This window comes from Xanthomonas bromi (assembly GCF_900092025.1).
Taxonomy (GTDB): Bacteria; Pseudomonadota; Gammaproteobacteria; order Xanthomonadales; family Xanthomonadaceae; genus Xanthomonas; species Xanthomonas bromi.
The window spans coordinates 25,552-42,789 of the sequence record NZ_FLTX01000040.1; the positions used below are offsets into that span (position 1 = coordinate 25,552).

Genomic DNA, 17,238 nt, shown 5'->3' on the forward strand with positions numbered 1-17,238 from the left:
AGAGTTGCATGTCGACCGTTACCGCCCCGCCCTCCACACAACCCGAAGAAGCCTTCGCCACCCGGCTCGCCGAATCCGGTGTGCTGCCCGACGCCATCTTGCGCTACGGCATCCGCCGCCTGTGCGCGCAGCGCCTGCGCGATGAGCGCGGCAACGATGCCGATGCCAACGGAGAACGCCAGCGCGCCTTCATCGACAGCCTGCGGGCCAGCGCGATCGCGATCGAAACCGATGCGGCCAATCGCCAGCATTACGAATTACCACCGCAGTTCTTCACCCTGTGCCTGGGCCGCCGGCTCAAGTACAGCAGCTGCTATTGGGACGCCACCACGCCGGATCTGGATGCCGCCGAAGAACGCATGCTGGCACTGTACGGCGAGCGTGCCGAACTGGCCGATGGCCAGCGCATCCTGGAACTGGGCTGCGGCTGGGGCTCGTTGACCTTGTGGATGGCCGAGCGCTATCCGAATGCCAGCATTACTGCAGTGTCCAACTCGCGCCCGCAGCGCGCGCACATTCTTGAGCAGTGCCGCGTGCGAGGGCTGAGCAACGTGCAGGTCATCACCGCCGACGTCAACGCGCTGGCACTGCCGCCAGGCAGCTTCGATCGCGTGGTGTCGGTTGAGATGTTCGAGCACATGCGCAACTATCGCGAACTGCTGGCACGCGTCGGCAGCTGGCTGGCGTCGGGCGGCAAGGTGTTCGTGCACATTTTCTGCCACCGCGATCTGGCCTACCCGTTCGAAGTGGCCGGCGAAGACAACTGGATGGGCCGGCATTTCTTCACCGGCGGGCTGATGCCGGCAGCCGATACCTTGTTGCACTTCCAGCAGGACGTGGTGATCGAACAACGCTGGGTGCTGTCGGGCGAGCATTACGAAAAGACCGCCAACGCTTGGCTGGACAACCAGGACCGCCACCGCGACCAGATCATGCCGCTGTTGAAGCAGACCTACGGCGACGACGCCCAGCGTTGGTGGCAGCGCTGGCGCATGTTCTGGCTGGCCTGCGCGGAGTTGTTCGGCTACGACCAGGGCCGCGAATGGGGCGTGGCGCATTACCGCTTCGTCAAGCGCTGATCGCGCGCCGCCAGCATGCGTTGCAGAGATGACTGGCGGCTACCCGCGCACACCGCCTGCATGCATGGCATGCGTGACTGCTGCACGGCAGTCGCTTAGCCGCAGCGATGCAGTGCGCGCGATCGCAAGCGCCGCCGATCAAGAGCTGCGATTGCTCGCGCAATCAGCCGGCCGCCGCGGTGACCACGATTTCCACCTTCCACTCCGGCCGCGCCAGCTTGGCTTCGACGGTGGCACGGGCAGGTGTGAAGCCATGCGGCACCCACTCGTCCCAGGCCTTGTTCATGCCATCGAAATCGGCGATGTCGGCCAGGTAGATTTCCGCACGCAGGATCTTGGTCTTGTCGCTGGCCGCCAGCGCCAGCAGCTTGTCGATCTCGCCCAGCACCTGCCGGGTCTGCCCTGTGATTTCTTGGCTGGTGTCCTCGGCAATCTGGCCGGCCAGATAACACACGCCGGCATGGACGGTCATTTCGGACATACGCGGACCCGCATCGAATCGCTGCAGCATTTCGGACTTCCTACGGTTGATTGACGCGCGCATTGTCCCGCGAATGCGGCAGGCGTGCAGCCCCGTCGCGCACGCAGCGCGCCAACAACGTACCCACCCCTACCATCCAGACCACGATCAGCACGGTGGAGATCTTCTGGCTGATGCCCAAGGGCGCGCCGGTCACGCTGACATGGAACAGCAACACCGCAAACGCCGCCCAGCCCAACCCGAAGGCCACAGGAAAATACGCGCGCCACAGCACATCCCGGCGGAAATACCACGACTGCAGCAACACCGCCGCAATCACGCACAGGAACGTCGTATCCGCCGACAGCACATGCACCATCTTGGCCGCTTCCGGGGCCAGCACCGGCATCCAGCTGTCGCCGATCGAGACCATGCACAAGCCCAGTGCCGCGATCCAGAACAGACCCAGCACGGTGCGGCTGCGCGCGGCCGGCGCCAATGCCGCATACAACGCCAACGCCAGCCACGCCATCGTGGCGGCCAACAGGCAGTAGGCGGTGCGCAGCAACAAGCCATACGGGCCGTGCAGATACGCGCTCAGCTGTGCATCTACCCACCACAGGTCGCGGCGCAGCCATTGCAACACCAGTATCAGCCCGATAAAGGCCAGGCCCGCCATGGCGGCGATGCTGCCGGCGTGGCCGCTCCAGCGCGGCGGCAGGGCCCCCGCCCGCTGCGCGGAGCTCGAAGAATCGGGTGGATGGCGCATCAGCAGCCTGTCTGCCTTCCAACTGTCATGGCGGTCCTGTCGTGTCCGTGCGGCACGGGTATGCGGCTTTGCCCTATGATGCGCGCGGCCGGCCCGCACAGGCACTATGTCGGTAGGATCGAACTACGCGTTCACTGGATGTGGGCACTGTCGCGATCACGCTACATGCATCTTCGACCCGACCGGCCCATGCACTGCACATGCGCGCGCGGCACACCTCGTGCGTGCACCCTCCTTCCCTTTCAGCAGATCCCGTTGCCCTCATGACGGATACCCCCGCTTCTTCCGAAACCTCTGCCAGCGGTTGGCGCCGCGCCCTGCCGGTCATCATCAGCCTGGCGATCCTGGCGATGGCCCTGCATGCGCTGTCGTCGCAGTTCACCGACCACGGCTACCGCCAGATCCGGCACGCATTCCGTGCGCTTGGTGCGGGGCAGATCGCGTTGACGCTGCTGCTGGGCTTGAGCAGCTACGCGTGCCTGGTGGGCTTCGACTGGGTGGGGCTCAAGCGCACCGGCAAGCAGCTACATCTGGCACGGGTGGGCATTACTGCCTTCATGGCGCATGCGGTCGGGCAGACGCTGGGGTTTGCCGCGCTCACTGGCGGTGCCGTGCGGCTACGCGGCTATGGCAGCGTGGGCCTGACCCTGGCCGAAATCGGCCAGGTGGTGCTGATGAGCACGCTGGGCTTCATCTTCGGGGCGTGGGTGCTGCTCGGGCTGGCCTTGATGCTGGAACCGGAAGCGGCCGCGCGCGCGTTGCCGATCACAGCGCAGGCCATCCGCATCGCCGGCATCGGCCTGCTGGTCGGCTATGTCGCCATGCTGGCGCTGGTCGGCAGACAGGGCCGCGAGTTCGGGATCGGCAGCCATCGGTTCTGGTTACCGGACCGCGCCACCGTGCTGGGCGTCACCGCGCTCAGCGTGGTCGAACTGGGCCTGGCCGCAGCCGCGTTCTACGTCCTGCTGCCGCCGGATCCGGGCACTGGCTATTTCGGTTTCATCGGCATCTGGCTGGTGGCGGTGGTGGCCGGCCTGATCTCCACCGTGCCGGCCGGCCTGGGCGTGTTCGAGTGGAGCCTGCTCAAGCTGCTGCCGCACGTGACCCCTGCAGCCGTGCTGGCCGCGGCGCTGGCCTACCGCGTCACCTACTACATCGTGCCGCTGCTGATCTCGGTCGCCATGGCGGCGGCCTCGGGACTGGGCGCGCCGGTCCGCGCCAGCGCCAGCACCGCCCGCACGGTATGGAAGGCGCTGCGCCCATGGTTGCCGCAGATCCTGGCGCTGGCGGTGTTCGCCGTGGGTGCGGCGCTGGTGATCGACGGCACCCTGCCGACGCCACGCGCGCGCCAGGAAGTGGCGCCGTTGCCGCTGATCGAAACCTCGCATCTGCTGGTCAGCCTGGGCGGCATGATGCTGCTGCTGATCGGCCAGGGCCTGCAGCGCCGCAGTCATGCGGCCTGGATGCTGGCGCTGGGCGTGTGCTTGCTGCTGCCGCCGTTGGCGCTGCTGCGCGGCAGCCATATCTCGGTGTCGCTGTCGGCGGCGCTGGCCGCGGTTGCGCTATGGGCGGCGCGGCGCGAGTTCTATCGCCAGGGCGCATTGCTGGACGAAGCCTGGTCGTGGCGCTGGCTGAGCAACCTGGGCCTGGTGCTGGTGGCCACGTTCTGGCTGCTGTTTTTCGTCTACAGCCATGTCGAATACAGCAACGACCTGTGGTGGCAGTTCGCCACCTCGGCCAATGCGCCGCGTGCGTTGCGCGCCGCGTTGATCCTGTGTGTGGGCATCATCGTGTTCGGCATGGCACGCCTGCTGCGTGGCGGTCGGCGGCCGATGCCGGCGGCCGACGCACCGACGCTGCAGACGCTGACGCCGATCCTGGCCGCCAGTACCGATACCCAGGCCTGCTTGGCGCTGACCGGCGACAAGGCGTTCCTGCTGGATGACGAGCGCACCGGCTTTGTGATGATGCAACGCTACGGCGGCTCGCTGATTTCGATGGGCGACCCGGTCGGCCCGCCAGGGGTGGCGCGTGCGCTGATCTGGCGCTTCCGCGAAGAGGCCGACCACATGGGCCTGCGCCCGGTGTTCTACCAGGTCGGCGAAAAGTACTGGCAAACCTATCTCGACATGGGGCTGACCCTGGTCAAGCTGGGCGAAGAGGCGATCGTGCGGCTGGACAATTTCACCCTGGAAGGCCGCGACCGCGCCGACCTGCGCCAGGCCTGGAACCGCGGCAAGCGCGGCGGCCTGAGCTTCCGCATGCTGCAGCCCGAGCAGGTGGACGAGGTGTTGCCGCGTCTGGCCGAGGTGTCGGATCAGTGGCTGGAAGAAAAATCCGGCGAAGAGAAAGGCTTCTCGCTGGGCAGCTTTGATGCGGACTACCTGCGTCGCTTCCCGGTGGCGGTGGCCGAGGCAGAAGGCGAGATCGTGGCATTCGCCAACGTGTGGTGTGCGCCAGCCGGCGGCGAGCTGTCGGTGGACTTGATGCGGCACAGCGCACAAGCACCGAAGGGCACCATGGATTTCCTGTTCATCGAGCTGTTCCTGTGGGGCCAGGCCAATGGCTACACACGGTTCTCGCTCGGCATGGCGCCGTTGTCGGGCCTGGCCGAGCATCGCCTGGCCGGGCGCTGGAACCGCTTCGGCAGCCTGGTCGCGCGGCACGGCGAGCGTTTCTATGGGTTCAGCGGTCTGCGCCGCTTCAAGTCGAAGTTCGCCCCGACCTGGCGCCCGCGCTACCTGGTCGCTCCTGGCGGCATGCACCTGCCGGCCGCATTGTTGGATGTCACCCGCCTGATCTCGGCGGATCCGGGACGGCAGGAATAAGCCTTACGGGACGCTGGCGCCAGACCTGCGGGTCTGGCCGGTGTTGGCTGATGTGGAAATTGCTGGCCCCGCCAGACCTGATGTGGAAATTGCAAGAGCATTCACTGCTCCCGACGTTGCGGCTTGCCGATCGGCACCAGCACCCAGCGAGGGCGCGATGCCGCCAACCAACCCGACGTCTGTGCGTCGCTTTCGCCAGCGACACACAGACGTGACACGCCGACAGCGACAGGTCGGCGCGCATCAGGGCGCGCCGCCGCGCGCCTTACGGCTTCGACAGCGCGTGCAGCTGCTCCATGATCGTCTTTGCCAGAGTCGCGTAATCGCCCTTGAAATGGTGATCACCGGGCAGTGAGACCCGCTTGGCCACATTTGCGGGCAGGCTTGGGCAGAGCGCGTCGTCGTCGTCCTCGCCGTAGATGCATACCGTCGTGCCGGCAGGCAGACGCTGCACTTCCGGCGCAATTGGCAGGCCCTCGTTGTCCGAGCCCAGCCAGTTGCTGACGTGGAACTCGTAGTCGGCAAGCTTGCCGACCGACAACAGTGCCGTCATGCGCAGGTTCTGCTTGGTCGCAGAGGGCAGTTTGTTGATGGCCGCAGGCAGCACGTCGGCGCCCTGGGAAAACCCGATCAGGACCACGCGCTGACGATCCCAACGCTGCGCATAAACGCGGGCAATGCGATCCAGATCGTTGGCAAAGCCTTGCGGCGTGCGCTCGGTCCAGAAGTAACGCAGCGAATCCAGGCCGACCGCCGGAATACCTTGCGCTGCGAGCGCGTCGGCCACTTCTTCATCCAGCCCGGCCCAACCGCCATCGCCGGAGACGAAGATCACGAAGGTGTCGTCGTCGCTGTCGCCATCGGGCTTGGCGGGCACCTCCACCACCGGCAGATCCGCCAGGCCACCCGGCGGCGGCGGCAATGACACGCCCTTCTGCTCGCCCAGCGAACGGACCGCGGCACGCAAGCCAGGCAGGATGTCGCCCTGCGCAGACCGCCTGAAGGTTCGCGCCTGTGGCACCTGCTTGAGGAAGTCCTCTTCGGCAGCTGCCGGGCAGCGCTTGTCCTGACTGGCCGCCAGCACCCAGGGAATCTGCAACGGCAGCGGCAAGAGTGTATTGGTGCCCGGACGCACACCCGGCTGGCAGATCGCCTGGTTGGACACGTTGGTTGGGCAGAGCCCGTCGGTCAGCACGCCGGCCAGCACGTGCGGCTTGGCTTGCGCAGCGATCGCGTAGGCCAGCGCCGCGCCCTCGCCATCGCCCACCAGCAGCGGCAGGCGGTAGGTGGGAATGTGGTAGAAGGCCTGCACGTAGCGCGAGAAATTTTCCACGTCGCCGACCGAGAACGTGCAGGTACCGCCGTCCTTGCGCAGCACCGCGTACAGGTGCGCGGTGTCCACCACCGCCACCATCGCACCGTCCGCGCGCAGGCTTTCCGCCTGGGCCTGGCGCTTGGCGGCGTTACCGGCACCGGCCAGCCAGATCACCACCCGTTGCGGCTCGCCCTTGGGCATTAGTACCGGCACCTGCTCGAAGCGGCCGTGGCTGACCGGTTCCGGCGCCTGCGCCGCGACCATGCCCGACAGCGTCAACATCGCCGCGCCGCAGAGCGCGCTCCACATTTCAAGTCGTCGCATGTCGCACCATCGGGAAAAGTGGGTCAAAGATAATCGTTCCAGGCTGCAGCGCGAAGTGCAGAAGTTCGTTCATTGCGACCTGGAGCCGCTAATAGACCGTCGCGCGCAGTCGTCAGGCAAGTATGGACGGCATGCAGGCACCGCAACGTCCGCATGGTGCATGCCGATTCCGAGCGCCGTGCGCGTGCCTGGCCCTGTGCGGTCATTTTGTGAATCACGCCTTAGCCGGCTGCCGCGCTTCCCAGGCCGACAGGGCCTGGCGGTAACGCGTCAGCTCCTCGGCATACAGATCGTGCACGCAAAGCGGGCAGCCGCTTTCGCAGCATTCGTTGGGCGCAGGCGGCTGTGGGGCGATCGGGCGTGGGTCGGGGCTGGAGGCAGCGCTGTCATGCATGCGGCCATTCTAGCGTGCGCATCGGCCTCATCCGGGCACGCCGCCCGCAGATGTTGGGTACGTTCAACGCCCCAGCCGTCGGCGCAGATTGGCGCGCGCCGCAGCGTCGTGATGGGTATGGAAGTAGTCGCTCAGGAAGATGCGCGGCTGCTCGAGCACACCGGCCAGGAAGCGGCGGCGATTGAGCCGGAACAGCAGGCTGGGCACGTGCCCGCGATATTCCTCGGCAATGGCCTGATCGTAGGCATCGAATACCGTTGCGGGTGCGGCCAGGATCGCCATGTCGCAATCCAGGAACAGGGCGGCGTCTTCATCCACATCCTGCGGCTGCAGGTGCCCATGGCGGGCGGTGAGCAGGATCAGCGCCTGTACGCGCTCGACATCCACCTGCGCTTGTGGCCACCAGCGTGGAATGCATTCGCTCGCCCACAGCGCCGATTGCGCCTCGTTGTCGCTGCGTCCGGGTTGATAGACCGCATCGTGGAACAGCACCGCCAGCCAAACCTCTGCCGGCTGCCGCCAGCCCGGCCCGGCTGCGACCTGCGCATAGTGCTGCAACACCGCGCGCACGTGACCGAAGTGGTGGTAGGCGCGCGGCGGCGTGGCATAGGCCTGTTCGAGTGCGGCCAGGTGGTCCGGGGGCAATGGCATGGCAATGTCCATGCGCGCAGGCTACCGCGTGCGCGCCGCGCTGCACATCAACCCAGCGACCAACGGCCTTCGATCTGATAACGCGATTGGCCAAGGAAACTGCGTACCAGCGCAAAATCGCGCACGGTCCAGGCAAGCGCATCACAGCGCCGTTGCGGCACCGTCTGATTGCAATACAGCAGCGTCATGTGCGGCGTGTACTGTGCATCGCCGGCAATACCGACATGCGCCAGCTCCCGCCCCAATGCGCCTTGCAGCGCGTACAGCCCCCGTACCTGCTCTTCGCCGCGCAGCACGCAGGGAAGTTGCGAGCGCCTGCCGCCGAAGGTTCCGACGCGGTCGAACTCCACCGCGAACGCGTCCATCGCCACGCGCGCCGCTGCCTGGCTGGCGCGGCTCACCAACGATGGCGGCAAACCACCGGCGTAATCGCCCAGATGATGCAGGGTCACATGCAGCCGTTCGCGCGCGAGCGGCTTGCCTTCCGCGTGCCCGCTTTGCAGCACGCCATCGGCAATGCGTGCCGCGTGGTCGGCAGTGGCCGCATCGGCCATCACCGCGAAAAACAGCCGTTCGGTCGTCTTCTCTTCTCCAAGCCCCAGAGACAACTGCGCCTCAGCCGATGACAGGTACAGGAACTGTTGCTTCATGGGTGGATTCCACAACCGCGCAACGCGGGGCCACCTGAACAAGGGCGGCGGATACTAGCAGACCCGGCGCGTGCCGAATATGCCAAGGGGCGCGATGGCGATGTGGAACATCCCGCAATGCGTGGAATGACGAATGCTGCGCAGGGCCATCCCCTTGCCCTGCTGCGACACAAAAAGAAACGGGCAGCTTGCGCTGCCCGTTTCCGCCTCTAATGTTTTACCCCGGAGCTGCATCGGATCGGTGACGATGCACTTCGGTCGTACACGCCGCTTATGCGGCGCTCTTCATCGCGTGCTTGCGGTTACGCATCACATCATGACAAGCGCGCACTTCCGGCAACAACCGCATTGCAGCCTCGCGAGCGGCAGCCGGAGTGTCCTGATCGGCAATGATCTCATCGAACGCCTTCAGCAGACGGTCTTCCGACTCTTCCAGCTCGGCCACATAGCCATACTTGGTGTCGCCCAGCGTTGCGCGCACCTTGCCATAGAACTGCTGCATGCTGCCCACCATGGTGCCGTGCTGTTCCGGCGTGCCGCCGGCTGCGGCCACCACACTGCTCAGGCTGCTGACGATATCGGCCTTGACGCCGGCAATGCGACGGAACAGCGTCGCGAGTTCCGCATCGCCCACCTTGGCTGCGGCTTCCTCGTAGAAATCCTTGCCGTCGCGCGAGATAGCGATAAGGTCGTTGAGGCTATGCTCGGTTTTGCTCTGAATGCTCATGTGTGGCTCCTTGCTGGAATGGACCGCCGCTGCGCTATGCGATGACGACGCGTGCGGCGGGAGGGTGAGTCAATCGATGGATTGATTGCATTGCCGTCGTGTTTGTACGGCCCATCCTCGCCTCGCCCGCATAATCGATATGTGAGCGATGTGGGCAGGACCCTCACGCCATCGTGCAGGCGATGAATCGCAATTCATCCATGCCGACAGCAGGTCAAGATCATTTCGGTTGACGACTGGCCCACATGTTGTCGACCAGATTCGGATAGGGTCGCCCGGCCTCTTCAGCTCGCTGCTTGGCGGCCGCTTTCTGCGCATCGGTCAACGGTGTGGACTTCGCCTTGGCCTTGGGATTGGGGCGCTTCCACGGTGGTGGAGTGAAGTCGGTCATGGCACTGTTCGGTCCGCTTGATTGAGTGCGAAGTCTTGCTGGCGTGCCGTGAGATGGGTGTGGTTATGCAACTCGCTCATCTCTGGACAGCTGCACAGCAAGGCGAGTTTTGCAGCCACGTGGCGAAACACTGGCGCGCCAAATGTCCAAACCCAGAGTGGCGCGTTCCGCCTCAGCAGTTCGCCAATAGCGTGCGCTGCTGGCGACGCTCCTGCCACACCGCCAGTGCGTAGACCAGCAACCCGCCGAGCGCGGTGGCCGCGCCAACGTAGCCGGTAGAGGTCCAGCCCCAACCCGCCGTGATCGCCATCCCACCCAGCCATGGGCCCAACGCATTGGCCGTATTGAATGCTGCGTGGTTGGAGGCTGCGGCCAGGGTCTGCGCTTCTGCCGCCACATCCATCAAGCGTGTCTGCAAGGCCGGCGCCAAGGCGCCCATGGTGCCGACCGCCACAATGGAAACGAACACCCACACGTGCGACTGCGCCGCCAGCGGAAACGTCAACATCGCCACCACCGACCACACCAGCAACACCGGCACCGCGCGGAACTGCATGCGGTCGAACAACCAACCGCCCAGGATGCTGCCCAGCACACCGCCCACACCGAACGCCACCATCGCCAACGGAATGCGCGCTGGGGTAACGCCGGTCACCGCAGTCAACGTCGGCGCAAGGTAACTGAAGACGCAGAACATGCCGGAAAAACCCACCGCACCGATCGCCAATGCCAGCCAGACCTGCGGCTGATTGAACGCACGCAATTCGCGCAGGGGCTGCTGACGCGGCTCGTCGGGCTGCGGTGGTAACAGGATCGCCACCGCTGCGACCGTACCCAGCGCAATCACCGACACCGATGCATAGGCCCAACGCCAGCTCACCATTTGCCCCAGCCAGGTCGCCAGTGGGTTGCCCACCAACAGCGCAACGCTCAAACCCAGCAACACGCGCCCCACTGCAGTGGCACGTTGATTGGGTGGGCTGATCGATGCGGCCACCAGCGACGCAACGCCGAAGTAGGCGCCATGCGGCAGCCCGGCGATAAAGCGGCATAGCAGCATCGTGTGGTAGCTCGGCGCCAAAGCGCTGGCCACGTTGCCCAATGCATAGAACACCATCAACAGCAGCAACAAGGTACGCCGCGGCCAGCGGGCACCCAGAATTGCCAGCAGTGGCGCACCGACCACCACACCCAACGCATACGCGCTGATGACGTGGCCAACCTGCGGCTCGCTGATCTGCAAGCCCTGCGCAATCTGCGTCATCAGGCCCATGGTGGAGAATTCGCTGATGCCGATCGCAAAGCCGCCCATCGCCAGCGCAAGCAGAATCAGCACGTAATCGCGCCGGGATACGTGTGGCGAAGAAAGATCGGTATCGGACATGCCCGACTCCAGTGATGCAGGGCGGCCTATTATTGTGCAATGCAGCAAAGCGGGAAAGCTCGGCACCAGCTACGATTCAGCACCAGCGCCCAACACGTCACAGTGACATCGCTTTCAATGCAGACGGGGACGCTGTGTCCTATCTGCATCGCTCGAATTTGCCTGAGCCCGCCACCATCGCTACGGGGCACCGCGATCGGCGCGGTGTCGCGCCCGGCGCGTGATCAAACTCGACTGGTTGCTGATGTCCAAATCCACTGAATCCCCCTTGTTCTCCCCGGTGCGTCTGGGCGCGCTGGATCTTGCCAACCGCGTGATCATGGCCCCGCTGACGCGTAACCGCGCCGTCGCCGGCCAGGTGCCCTCGCCGCTTGCCGCTGAGTATTACGGCCAGCGCGCCACTGCCGGTCTGATCGTGGCCGAAGGCACCCAGATCAGTCCGCTGGGCCAGGGCTACCTCGATACCCCCGGCATCCACACCAAGGAACAGATCCAGGGCTGGCGCGCTGTTACGGATGAAGTGCATCGCCGTGGCGGCAAGATCGTGCTGCAGCTGTGGCATGTGGGCCGCGTCTCGCACACCAGCGTGCTGCCACCGGGCGAAGTGCCGGTTGCACCCAGCGCCATCCGCGCGGAAGGCAAGACCTTCACCAAGAACGGGTTCGAGGACGTGTCCGAGCCGCGCGCACTGGCTTTGGACGAAATCCCCGGCTTGATCGAGGACTACCGCATCGCTGCACGCAACGCGCTCGATGCCGGCTTCGATGGCGTGGAAGTGCATGCGGCCAACGGCTACCTGCTCGACCAGTTCTTGCGGGACAGTTCCAACCAGCGCACCGATGCCTACGGTAGCGATATCGAAAACCGGACCCGCCTGCTTGCCGAAGTGGTGCAGGCGATTGCCGATGAAATCGGCGCCGATCGCACCGGCGTGCGCTTGTCGCCAGTGACCCCGGTGTACGGCGCGCACGACTCCGACCCGCAGCCGCTGTTCGAACGTGCAGTCGAGCGCCTCAACCTGATTGGCGGGCTGGCCTTCGTGCACGTGATCGAGGGCGCAACCGGCGGCCCGCGCGACAACATCGCTTTCGACTATGCCGCGTTGCGCGCCAAGTTCGACGGCGCCTGGATCGCAAACAATGGTTACGACCGGGGTATGTCCGAGCACGCCATCAGCAGCGGCTATGCCGATGCGATCGCGTATGGCCGCCCGTTCATCGCCAACCCGGACCTGGTCCGTCGCCTGCGCGAAAACGCGCCGCTGGCCGAGCTCGATCAGGCCACCATGTATGGCGGCGGCGCCAAGGGTTACACCGATTACCCCGCACTGCCGGAGTAACTGCCTGATCGGCAGCTGATCGTACGGCCGCATCTGCCAGCTGGCACGGTGCGGTCGCCGCGGGGTCAGGCAGATGCGCTGCATGCGCGCTGTTGCTTACCACGGTGGGCTGGCGCGAAGGTGATCTCGGCCAACGTGCGCGACTGCATGCGCTCGCGCATGCAGCACAGCTGCATGGTTGCGACGGGATATCCGCGCGATTAACGCAAGCGGACTTCAGCTCCCATCCCGCAGCATGCATCCGGGGATGCATCCCACTCCGCAGGTGTGCCAGTGCGCGATGTAGATTTCTCGGCACGGTCTCAACGCACGTATGTGCGCTTTTAGCCAAGCCAACGCATGCACTCATTACGCCTTGCGCAGAAAACAGGTCTTCAACACCAGACCCTTGATCTTTTCCGAGTTGCCTTCGATATGCGCGGCATCGTCTTCGACCAGCCGGATATTGCGGATCACCGTGCCCTGTTTCAAAGGAATCGAAGCACCCTTCACCTTGAGATCCTTGATCACGGTCACCGTGTCGCCGGCCTGCAGCACGTTGCCGTTGCTGTCGCGCACTACCGTCGTATCCGCCGCCGCATCGCCTGCGCTCCATTCGAAGCCGCAGTCTGCGCAGATCGACATCGCACCGTCGGCATAGGTGTTCTCCAGGCCGCATTGAGGACAGGCGGGGACGATGGACATGCAATTTCTCGATCGAAGCGGGCGTGGATTGTAGCCGCCCAGCCGCGCGATCACGCACCCGGCACGGCAATGGCGCGATAGTGCGGCGCTTGTCGAATACCCCGCAGGTCGCGCGTGTCCAATCAACCAGCACCCATTCCCTCGCGCGCCACCCCAGGCTCCGCTCACGCCGAACAGACCGGCACCGCTGCCAACGGCAATGCTGCAGGCAAGCCGAAAGGCTCGCACTTGGTGGTGTATGTGGCGCTGGCCGGCAATCTGGCCATTGCCGTGGCCAAGTTCGTCGCCGCCGGCATGTCCGGCAGCTCGGCGATGCTCAGCGAAGGCGTGCATTCACTGGTAGACACCGTCAACGAAGTGCTGCTGTTGTACGGATTACGCCGCGCCGCGCAGCCGCCCACACCGACCCATCCGTTCGGCTACGGGCGCGAGCTGTACTTCTGGAGTTTCATCGTTGCGCTGTTGGTCTTCGCAATGGGCGCTGGCGTGTCGTTGTACGAAGGCATCTTGCATCTGCGCAACCCCGAGCCGGCCAAGAGCCATCTGGTCGCCTACATCGTGCTTGGCGTATCGATCGTATTCGAAGGCATTTCCTGGGTGGTCGCGTTGCGCGAATTCCGCTCCAAGAAGGGCCGCATGGGCTATTTCCAGGCCTTTCGTCAAAGCAAGGACCCAAGCACCTTCACCGTGTTGTTGGAAGACAGCGCTGCGTTGATCGGCTTGCTGATGGCACTGCTCGGCCTGGCCGGTGCACAACTGTTCGGCATGCCCGAGCTCGATGGCATTGCCTCGATCGGCATCGCCGGGGTGCTGGCGTTGACCGCGTTCCTGCTGGCGCGCGAAACCAAGGGCCTGTTGATCGGCGAACCGGCACATGCGCACGTCACCGACTCGCTGCTGCGCATCGCCGCCAGCGACCCGGACGTGCGCGCAGCCAATGGTGTGCTCACCATGCAGATGGGGCCCAACCAAGTGGTGGCTGCCTTGAGCGCCGAGTTCGAAGACAGCCGCACCACGCCGCAGATCGAGGCCTGCGTCGGGCGGATCGAAGCCGCTGCCAAGCAGCAGCACCCCGAACTCACCGCTCTGTTCATCAAGCCGCAAACCCCGGAAACCTGGCGTGCACGGCGCGCGCAGATCGAGAGCGGCGCAAAGACCGAATAAACGGCGCCTCAGCTTGTACAGGCAGCGGTGTGTCGTACCCACACCATCGTGTTCAACAGCCAGGCACTACATGGTCAAACACCCCATGCTGCCACCGATCGTCGCTGTGGCCGAAGAACCAGCCATGCGCATATCGGCGTTCAACGTCTTCGGCGTCCCTGTCGTCCGTAGAACCTACGTGGTTGTGACGGTGATTCCACCAAACTGATCCTCGCCACAACCACGATCCCGGCTGTGGTTGCATGATCCAGTGCGATTGCCTACGGTGTGCACGCAGCATCTCTTCGCGTCGTGAATCAGCCGATGCATTTCCCTCGATCACCCGTCATGGAGGTTTCCAATGGAAATCAGCCAGGGTCGCGTTGCGACCATTCACTACACCCTTTCCGACGACAACGGTCAGGTCCTCGACCGCTCCGCGCCCGACGCACCGCTAAGCTATCTGCATGGCGCCGGCAACATCGTGCCCGGCCTGGAACAGGCACTGGAAGGCAAGCAATTGGGCGACGCGCTCAACGCCGACGTGGTCCCCGAACAGGGCTACGGCCCGCGCCATGAGCAGCTGATCCAGCACGTTCCCCGCGATGCGTTTCCGGGCGATGTCGGCGTGGTGCCCGGCGTGCAGTTCGAAGCGCGCACGCAGCAAGGTCCAGTCCTGGTCACCGTGACCGAGGTGGGCCCGGACCAGGTCACCGTGGACGGCAATCACCCGCTGGCCGGGCAGACATTGCACTTTGCGGTCGAAGTGGTGGCGGTGCGCGAGGCCACCACTCAGGAACTGAACGACGGTCACGTCGCCGACCTGGCGGCCTGACGGCCTCACTCAGCGCGCGCCGTACGCCACGCGGCTGCGCTGCGGGCATGCCGCACTTCGTTGCTGAGGCGACCGGCACTACCGGTCGCCACGGTGGATGCGGCGGCCGTAGTAAAGTGCGCGACCCGCTCTCCAGGCCCGTCTGCATGAAACTCGGCATCGACTTCGGTACCAGCAACTCCGCCGCCGCGGCGATTGTCGATGGGCAGGTCGTGCCGGTACGCTTCGGCGAAGCCTTGCAGTTCCGCACCACGGTGTATTTCCCGGAGACCATGCGCGAGCCGGAAGATTTCAGCCTCACTCCGGCACTGGAATACGAGGTGGAGCGCTTGATCGACTCGGGCCGCCGCGATGCATTGGCCGCCGGCCGCACTTCCAACAACGACAGCCTGCGCCGCGACGCAATCCGCATCGTGCGGCGGCAATGGATGGAAGAGCAGGTGCGCGAGCCACGCAGCTCCGCCGCCCTGCTGCAAAACGCAGTCTACGGCGACGAGGCGCTGGACGCGTATTTTCTCGAAGGCGAAGGCAGCTTGGTGCAAAGCCCCAAGTCGATGCTCGGCTACAACCTGCATCCGCGCGCGCGCCAGACCATCACCGGTATCGCCACGCATGTGCTGGAACACATCCGGCTGACTGCTTCGCGCCAGTTCGATATCAACATCCGCCACGCCACCCTGGGCCGCCCGGTGCAATTTCGCAGTTCGATCGGTGAGGCCGGCAACGCGCAGGCGCTGGAGATCCTGCAGACCGCCGCGATCGCCGCCGGCTTCGACAGCGTGGATTTTCTCGAAGAGCCCGCGGCGGCCGCGATGCATTACCACGTCAGCCACGACAGCCGCCACGACACCGTGGTGGTGGATATCGGTGGCGGCACCACCGACGTTGCCCACGCCAGCGTCGGCGGCAGCGCTGCGCCGCAGGTACACCGCGCCTGGGGTATCGCGCGCGGCGGTACCGACATCGATCTGGCGCTGAGTCTGGCGGCCTATATGCCGCTGTTCGGCCGCGGCATCACCCGCGTGCCGACCCACCATTACGTGGAGGCGGCGATGGTGCAGGACATGACGCGACAACGCGAATTCCGCCTACACAAGTACCAGGACGTTGCCGCACCCTTCGACAAGCGCCTGCAGGCCTTGCAAGACACCGGCAATACCGCGCGCCTGTATCGCGGCGTTGAAGCCTGCAAGATCGCGCTCAGCGAGCTGGACCGGCATCAGGCCGCGCTCGACTTCATCGAGCGTGGGCTGGGCGTGGAGGTGAAGGCCGACGCACTGGTTGGGGCCGCTTCCAACTACCTCGGCGAACTGGAAGGCCTGCTGGCGCAGGTGCGCGCCGAGATGACGGCTGTACCGGCGACCGTGTTCCTGACCGGCGGCATGTCGCGCGCCGGCTATATCCGCGACACCGTGGCCGCAGCGTTCCCGCAATCGCGCCTGGTGCATGGCGATCCGTCCTTCGGCGTGGTCCAGGGCCTGGCCTGGGCAGCCGCACAGACAGCCCGTCGGTCGGACAGTTAACACATCAGAGAGCCAAACCCTTTATGATGCACGGTTGCTGGCTGACGTCTCGCCGTCTTGTCTGCAAAGGCACGTACGTTGTGCCACCGCGATTGCGCACCGAACGCTCTCGCACTCTCGACACCGCTTCCGCGCGCGCCACCCTAGCCGCAGGCGGTGTCACCGCACTTCCCCGCTATAGGAGGCCACATGGCACGTCCCGCGACCAAGCAGAAATCCCAGCCCAGCATCGCTCGCAGCGAAGGCAAGTCGCAGCCGCTCAGTCGTGAGCGCATCGCGGCCGACATCGCCGCGTTCCGCAAAACCGGCGGCCGGATCGAAGTGCTCACCACCAACTTCGGCCCGGCACGCAACGACGGCGACAAGATCGCCTGACACAGCGAATAACGCGCGGCACATGGCCGCCAGGTGTGGATTCCAGATACCCGTCGTCTCCACTGGCCATTCGCGTCGCGTTGTGACTCGCTGTTGCGTACTGACGGAAAGTCGAGCTGTTGGACCGACGTGCCGCCGCGAGGTGGCACGTTTGTTTCTGGCGTCAGGGGCGTGATCGATCCGCACCAAGCTGGAATGCAGCTTCAGTGCGACGGCATGCCGGATCTAGCGATGTCCCGCTCGACACCTTCGCACCGGTCTTGGTGCGCGGCGAGCATGTGAGACCCCGCGCATCGCCCCCCCCCCCCCCCAGGGCGTCGCGTGCGAGCACTCCCATCTGCGTCCACCTACGCCACTGCACCGGCAC

Annotated in this window: 17 protein-coding genes; 7 read left to right on the forward strand and 10 right to left on the reverse strand. The window is 65.2% G+C overall.

Going from position 1 to position 17,238, the window contains the following annotated elements:
* Positions 1 to 8: 8 nt before the first annotated feature.
* Positions 9 to 1,079, forward strand: a complete 1,071-nt coding sequence (locus XBLMG947_RS13045) for an SAM-dependent methyltransferase (protein WP_065469104.1) — start codon at positions 9 to 11, stop codon at positions 1,077 to 1,079.
* Between the two features lie 163 nt (positions 1,080 to 1,242).
* Here XBLMG947_RS13045 and XBLMG947_RS13050 read toward each other — a convergent pair whose 3' ends face one another.
* Complete coding sequence (locus XBLMG947_RS13050) at positions 1,243 to 1,590, reverse strand: RidA family protein (RefSeq protein WP_065469105.1); 348 nt, start codon at positions 1,588 to 1,590, stop codon at positions 1,243 to 1,245.
* 10 nt (positions 1,591 to 1,600) lie between these two features.
* On the reverse strand, positions 1,601 to 2,308 hold the full coding sequence (locus tag XBLMG947_RS13055) for a DUF998 domain-containing protein (RefSeq protein ID WP_065469106.1): 708 nt from the start codon (positions 2,306 to 2,308) through the stop codon (positions 1,601 to 1,603).
* A 263-nt stretch (positions 2,309 to 2,571) separates the two neighbouring features.
* Between XBLMG947_RS13055 and mprF the strand changes: the two genes are divergently transcribed.
* The gene (gene mprF / locus XBLMG947_RS13060) at positions 2,572 to 5,136 is read left to right on the forward strand and encodes a bifunctional lysylphosphatidylglycerol flippase/synthetase MprF (protein ID WP_065469107.1); all 2,565 of its coding nucleotides are present in this window, start codon (positions 2,572 to 2,574) and stop codon (positions 5,134 to 5,136) included.
* Positions 5,137 to 5,401: 265 nt separating this feature from the next.
* Here mprF and XBLMG947_RS13065 read toward each other — a convergent pair whose 3' ends face one another.
* The 7 genes from XBLMG947_RS13065 to XBLMG947_RS13100 all read right to left on the reverse strand — a co-directional run bounded on the left by XBLMG947_RS13065 (position 5,402) and on the right by XBLMG947_RS13100 (position 10,972).
* Positions 5,402 to 6,775 carry a virulence factor gene (locus XBLMG947_RS13065; protein ID WP_065469108.1) on the reverse strand — a complete coding sequence of 458 codons (1,374 nt, stop codon included), beginning with the start codon at positions 6,773 to 6,775 and terminating at the stop codon, positions 5,402 to 5,404.
* A 214-nt stretch (positions 6,776 to 6,989) separates the two neighbouring features.
* Positions 6,990 to 7,169 carry an oxidoreductase-like domain-containing protein gene (locus tag XBLMG947_RS13070; protein ID WP_065469109.1) on the reverse strand — a complete coding sequence of 60 codons (180 nt, stop codon included), beginning with the start codon at positions 7,167 to 7,169 and terminating at the stop codon, positions 6,990 to 6,992.
* Between the two features lie 63 nt (positions 7,170 to 7,232).
* Complete coding sequence (locus XBLMG947_RS13075) at positions 7,233 to 7,832, reverse strand: HD domain-containing protein (RefSeq protein WP_065469110.1); 600 nt, start codon at positions 7,830 to 7,832, stop codon at positions 7,233 to 7,235.
* Positions 7,833 to 7,867: 35 nt separating this feature from the next.
* Entirely contained in the window at positions 7,868 to 8,470 is a 603-nt protein-coding gene (gene thpR / locus XBLMG947_RS13080; RefSeq protein ID WP_065469111.1) for an RNA 2',3'-cyclic phosphodiesterase, read from the reverse strand.
* A 271-nt stretch (positions 8,471 to 8,741) separates the two neighbouring features.
* Complete coding sequence (locus XBLMG947_RS13090) at positions 8,742 to 9,197, reverse strand: PA2169 family four-helix-bundle protein (RefSeq protein ID WP_065469113.1); 456 nt, start codon at positions 9,195 to 9,197, stop codon at positions 8,742 to 8,744.
* A gap of 220 nt (positions 9,198 to 9,417) precedes the next feature.
* Positions 9,418 to 9,588: a hypothetical protein gene (locus tag XBLMG947_RS13095; RefSeq protein ID WP_065469114.1), complete on the reverse strand. Its 171-nt coding sequence runs from the start codon at positions 9,586 to 9,588 to the stop codon at positions 9,418 to 9,420.
* Positions 9,589 to 9,760: 172 nt separating this feature from the next.
* A complete protein-coding gene (locus XBLMG947_RS13100; protein ID WP_065469115.1) occupies positions 9,761 to 10,972 on the reverse strand; it encodes an MFS transporter in 1,212 nt (403 codons plus the stop codon).
* A 220-nt stretch (positions 10,973 to 11,192) separates the two neighbouring features.
* Here XBLMG947_RS13100 and XBLMG947_RS13105 point away from each other — a divergent pair, with 220 nt between their 5' ends.
* Positions 11,193 to 12,311: an alkene reductase gene (locus tag XBLMG947_RS13105; protein WP_065469116.1), complete on the forward strand. Its 1,119-nt coding sequence runs from the start codon at positions 11,193 to 11,195 to the stop codon at positions 12,309 to 12,311.
* A gap of 348 nt (positions 12,312 to 12,659) precedes the next feature.
* On the opposite strand, the gene XBLMG947_RS13110 is transcribed toward XBLMG947_RS13105, so the two are convergent.
* Positions 12,660 to 12,995 carry a zinc ribbon domain-containing protein YjdM gene (locus tag XBLMG947_RS13110; RefSeq protein WP_065469117.1) on the reverse strand — a complete coding sequence of 112 codons (336 nt, stop codon included), beginning with the start codon at positions 12,993 to 12,995 and terminating at the stop codon, positions 12,660 to 12,662.
* A 114-nt stretch (positions 12,996 to 13,109) separates the two neighbouring features.
* Between XBLMG947_RS13110 and XBLMG947_RS13115 the strand changes: the two genes are divergently transcribed.
* From XBLMG947_RS13115 to XBLMG947_RS13130, 4 genes are all read left to right on the forward strand, one after another.
* Entirely contained in the window at positions 13,110 to 14,159 is a 1,050-nt protein-coding gene (locus XBLMG947_RS13115; protein ID WP_065469118.1) for a cation diffusion facilitator family transporter, read from the forward strand.
* Between the two features lie 340 nt (positions 14,160 to 14,499).
* Positions 14,500 to 14,973 carry an FKBP-type peptidyl-prolyl cis-trans isomerase gene (locus XBLMG947_RS13120; protein ID WP_065469119.1) on the forward strand — a complete coding sequence of 158 codons (474 nt, stop codon included), beginning with the start codon at positions 14,500 to 14,502 and terminating at the stop codon, positions 14,971 to 14,973.
* Between the two features lie 146 nt (positions 14,974 to 15,119).
* Positions 15,120 to 16,496, forward strand: a complete 1,377-nt coding sequence (locus XBLMG947_RS13125) for an Hsp70 family protein (RefSeq protein WP_065469120.1) — start codon at positions 15,120 to 15,122, stop codon at positions 16,494 to 16,496.
* Between the two features lie 189 nt (positions 16,497 to 16,685).
* Positions 16,686 to 16,871 (forward strand): hypothetical protein, encoded by a 186-nt coding sequence (locus tag XBLMG947_RS13130; RefSeq protein ID WP_010366034.1) that lies wholly within the window; start codon positions 16,686 to 16,688, stop codon positions 16,869 to 16,871.
* Positions 16,872 to 17,238 lie beyond the last annotated feature (367 nt).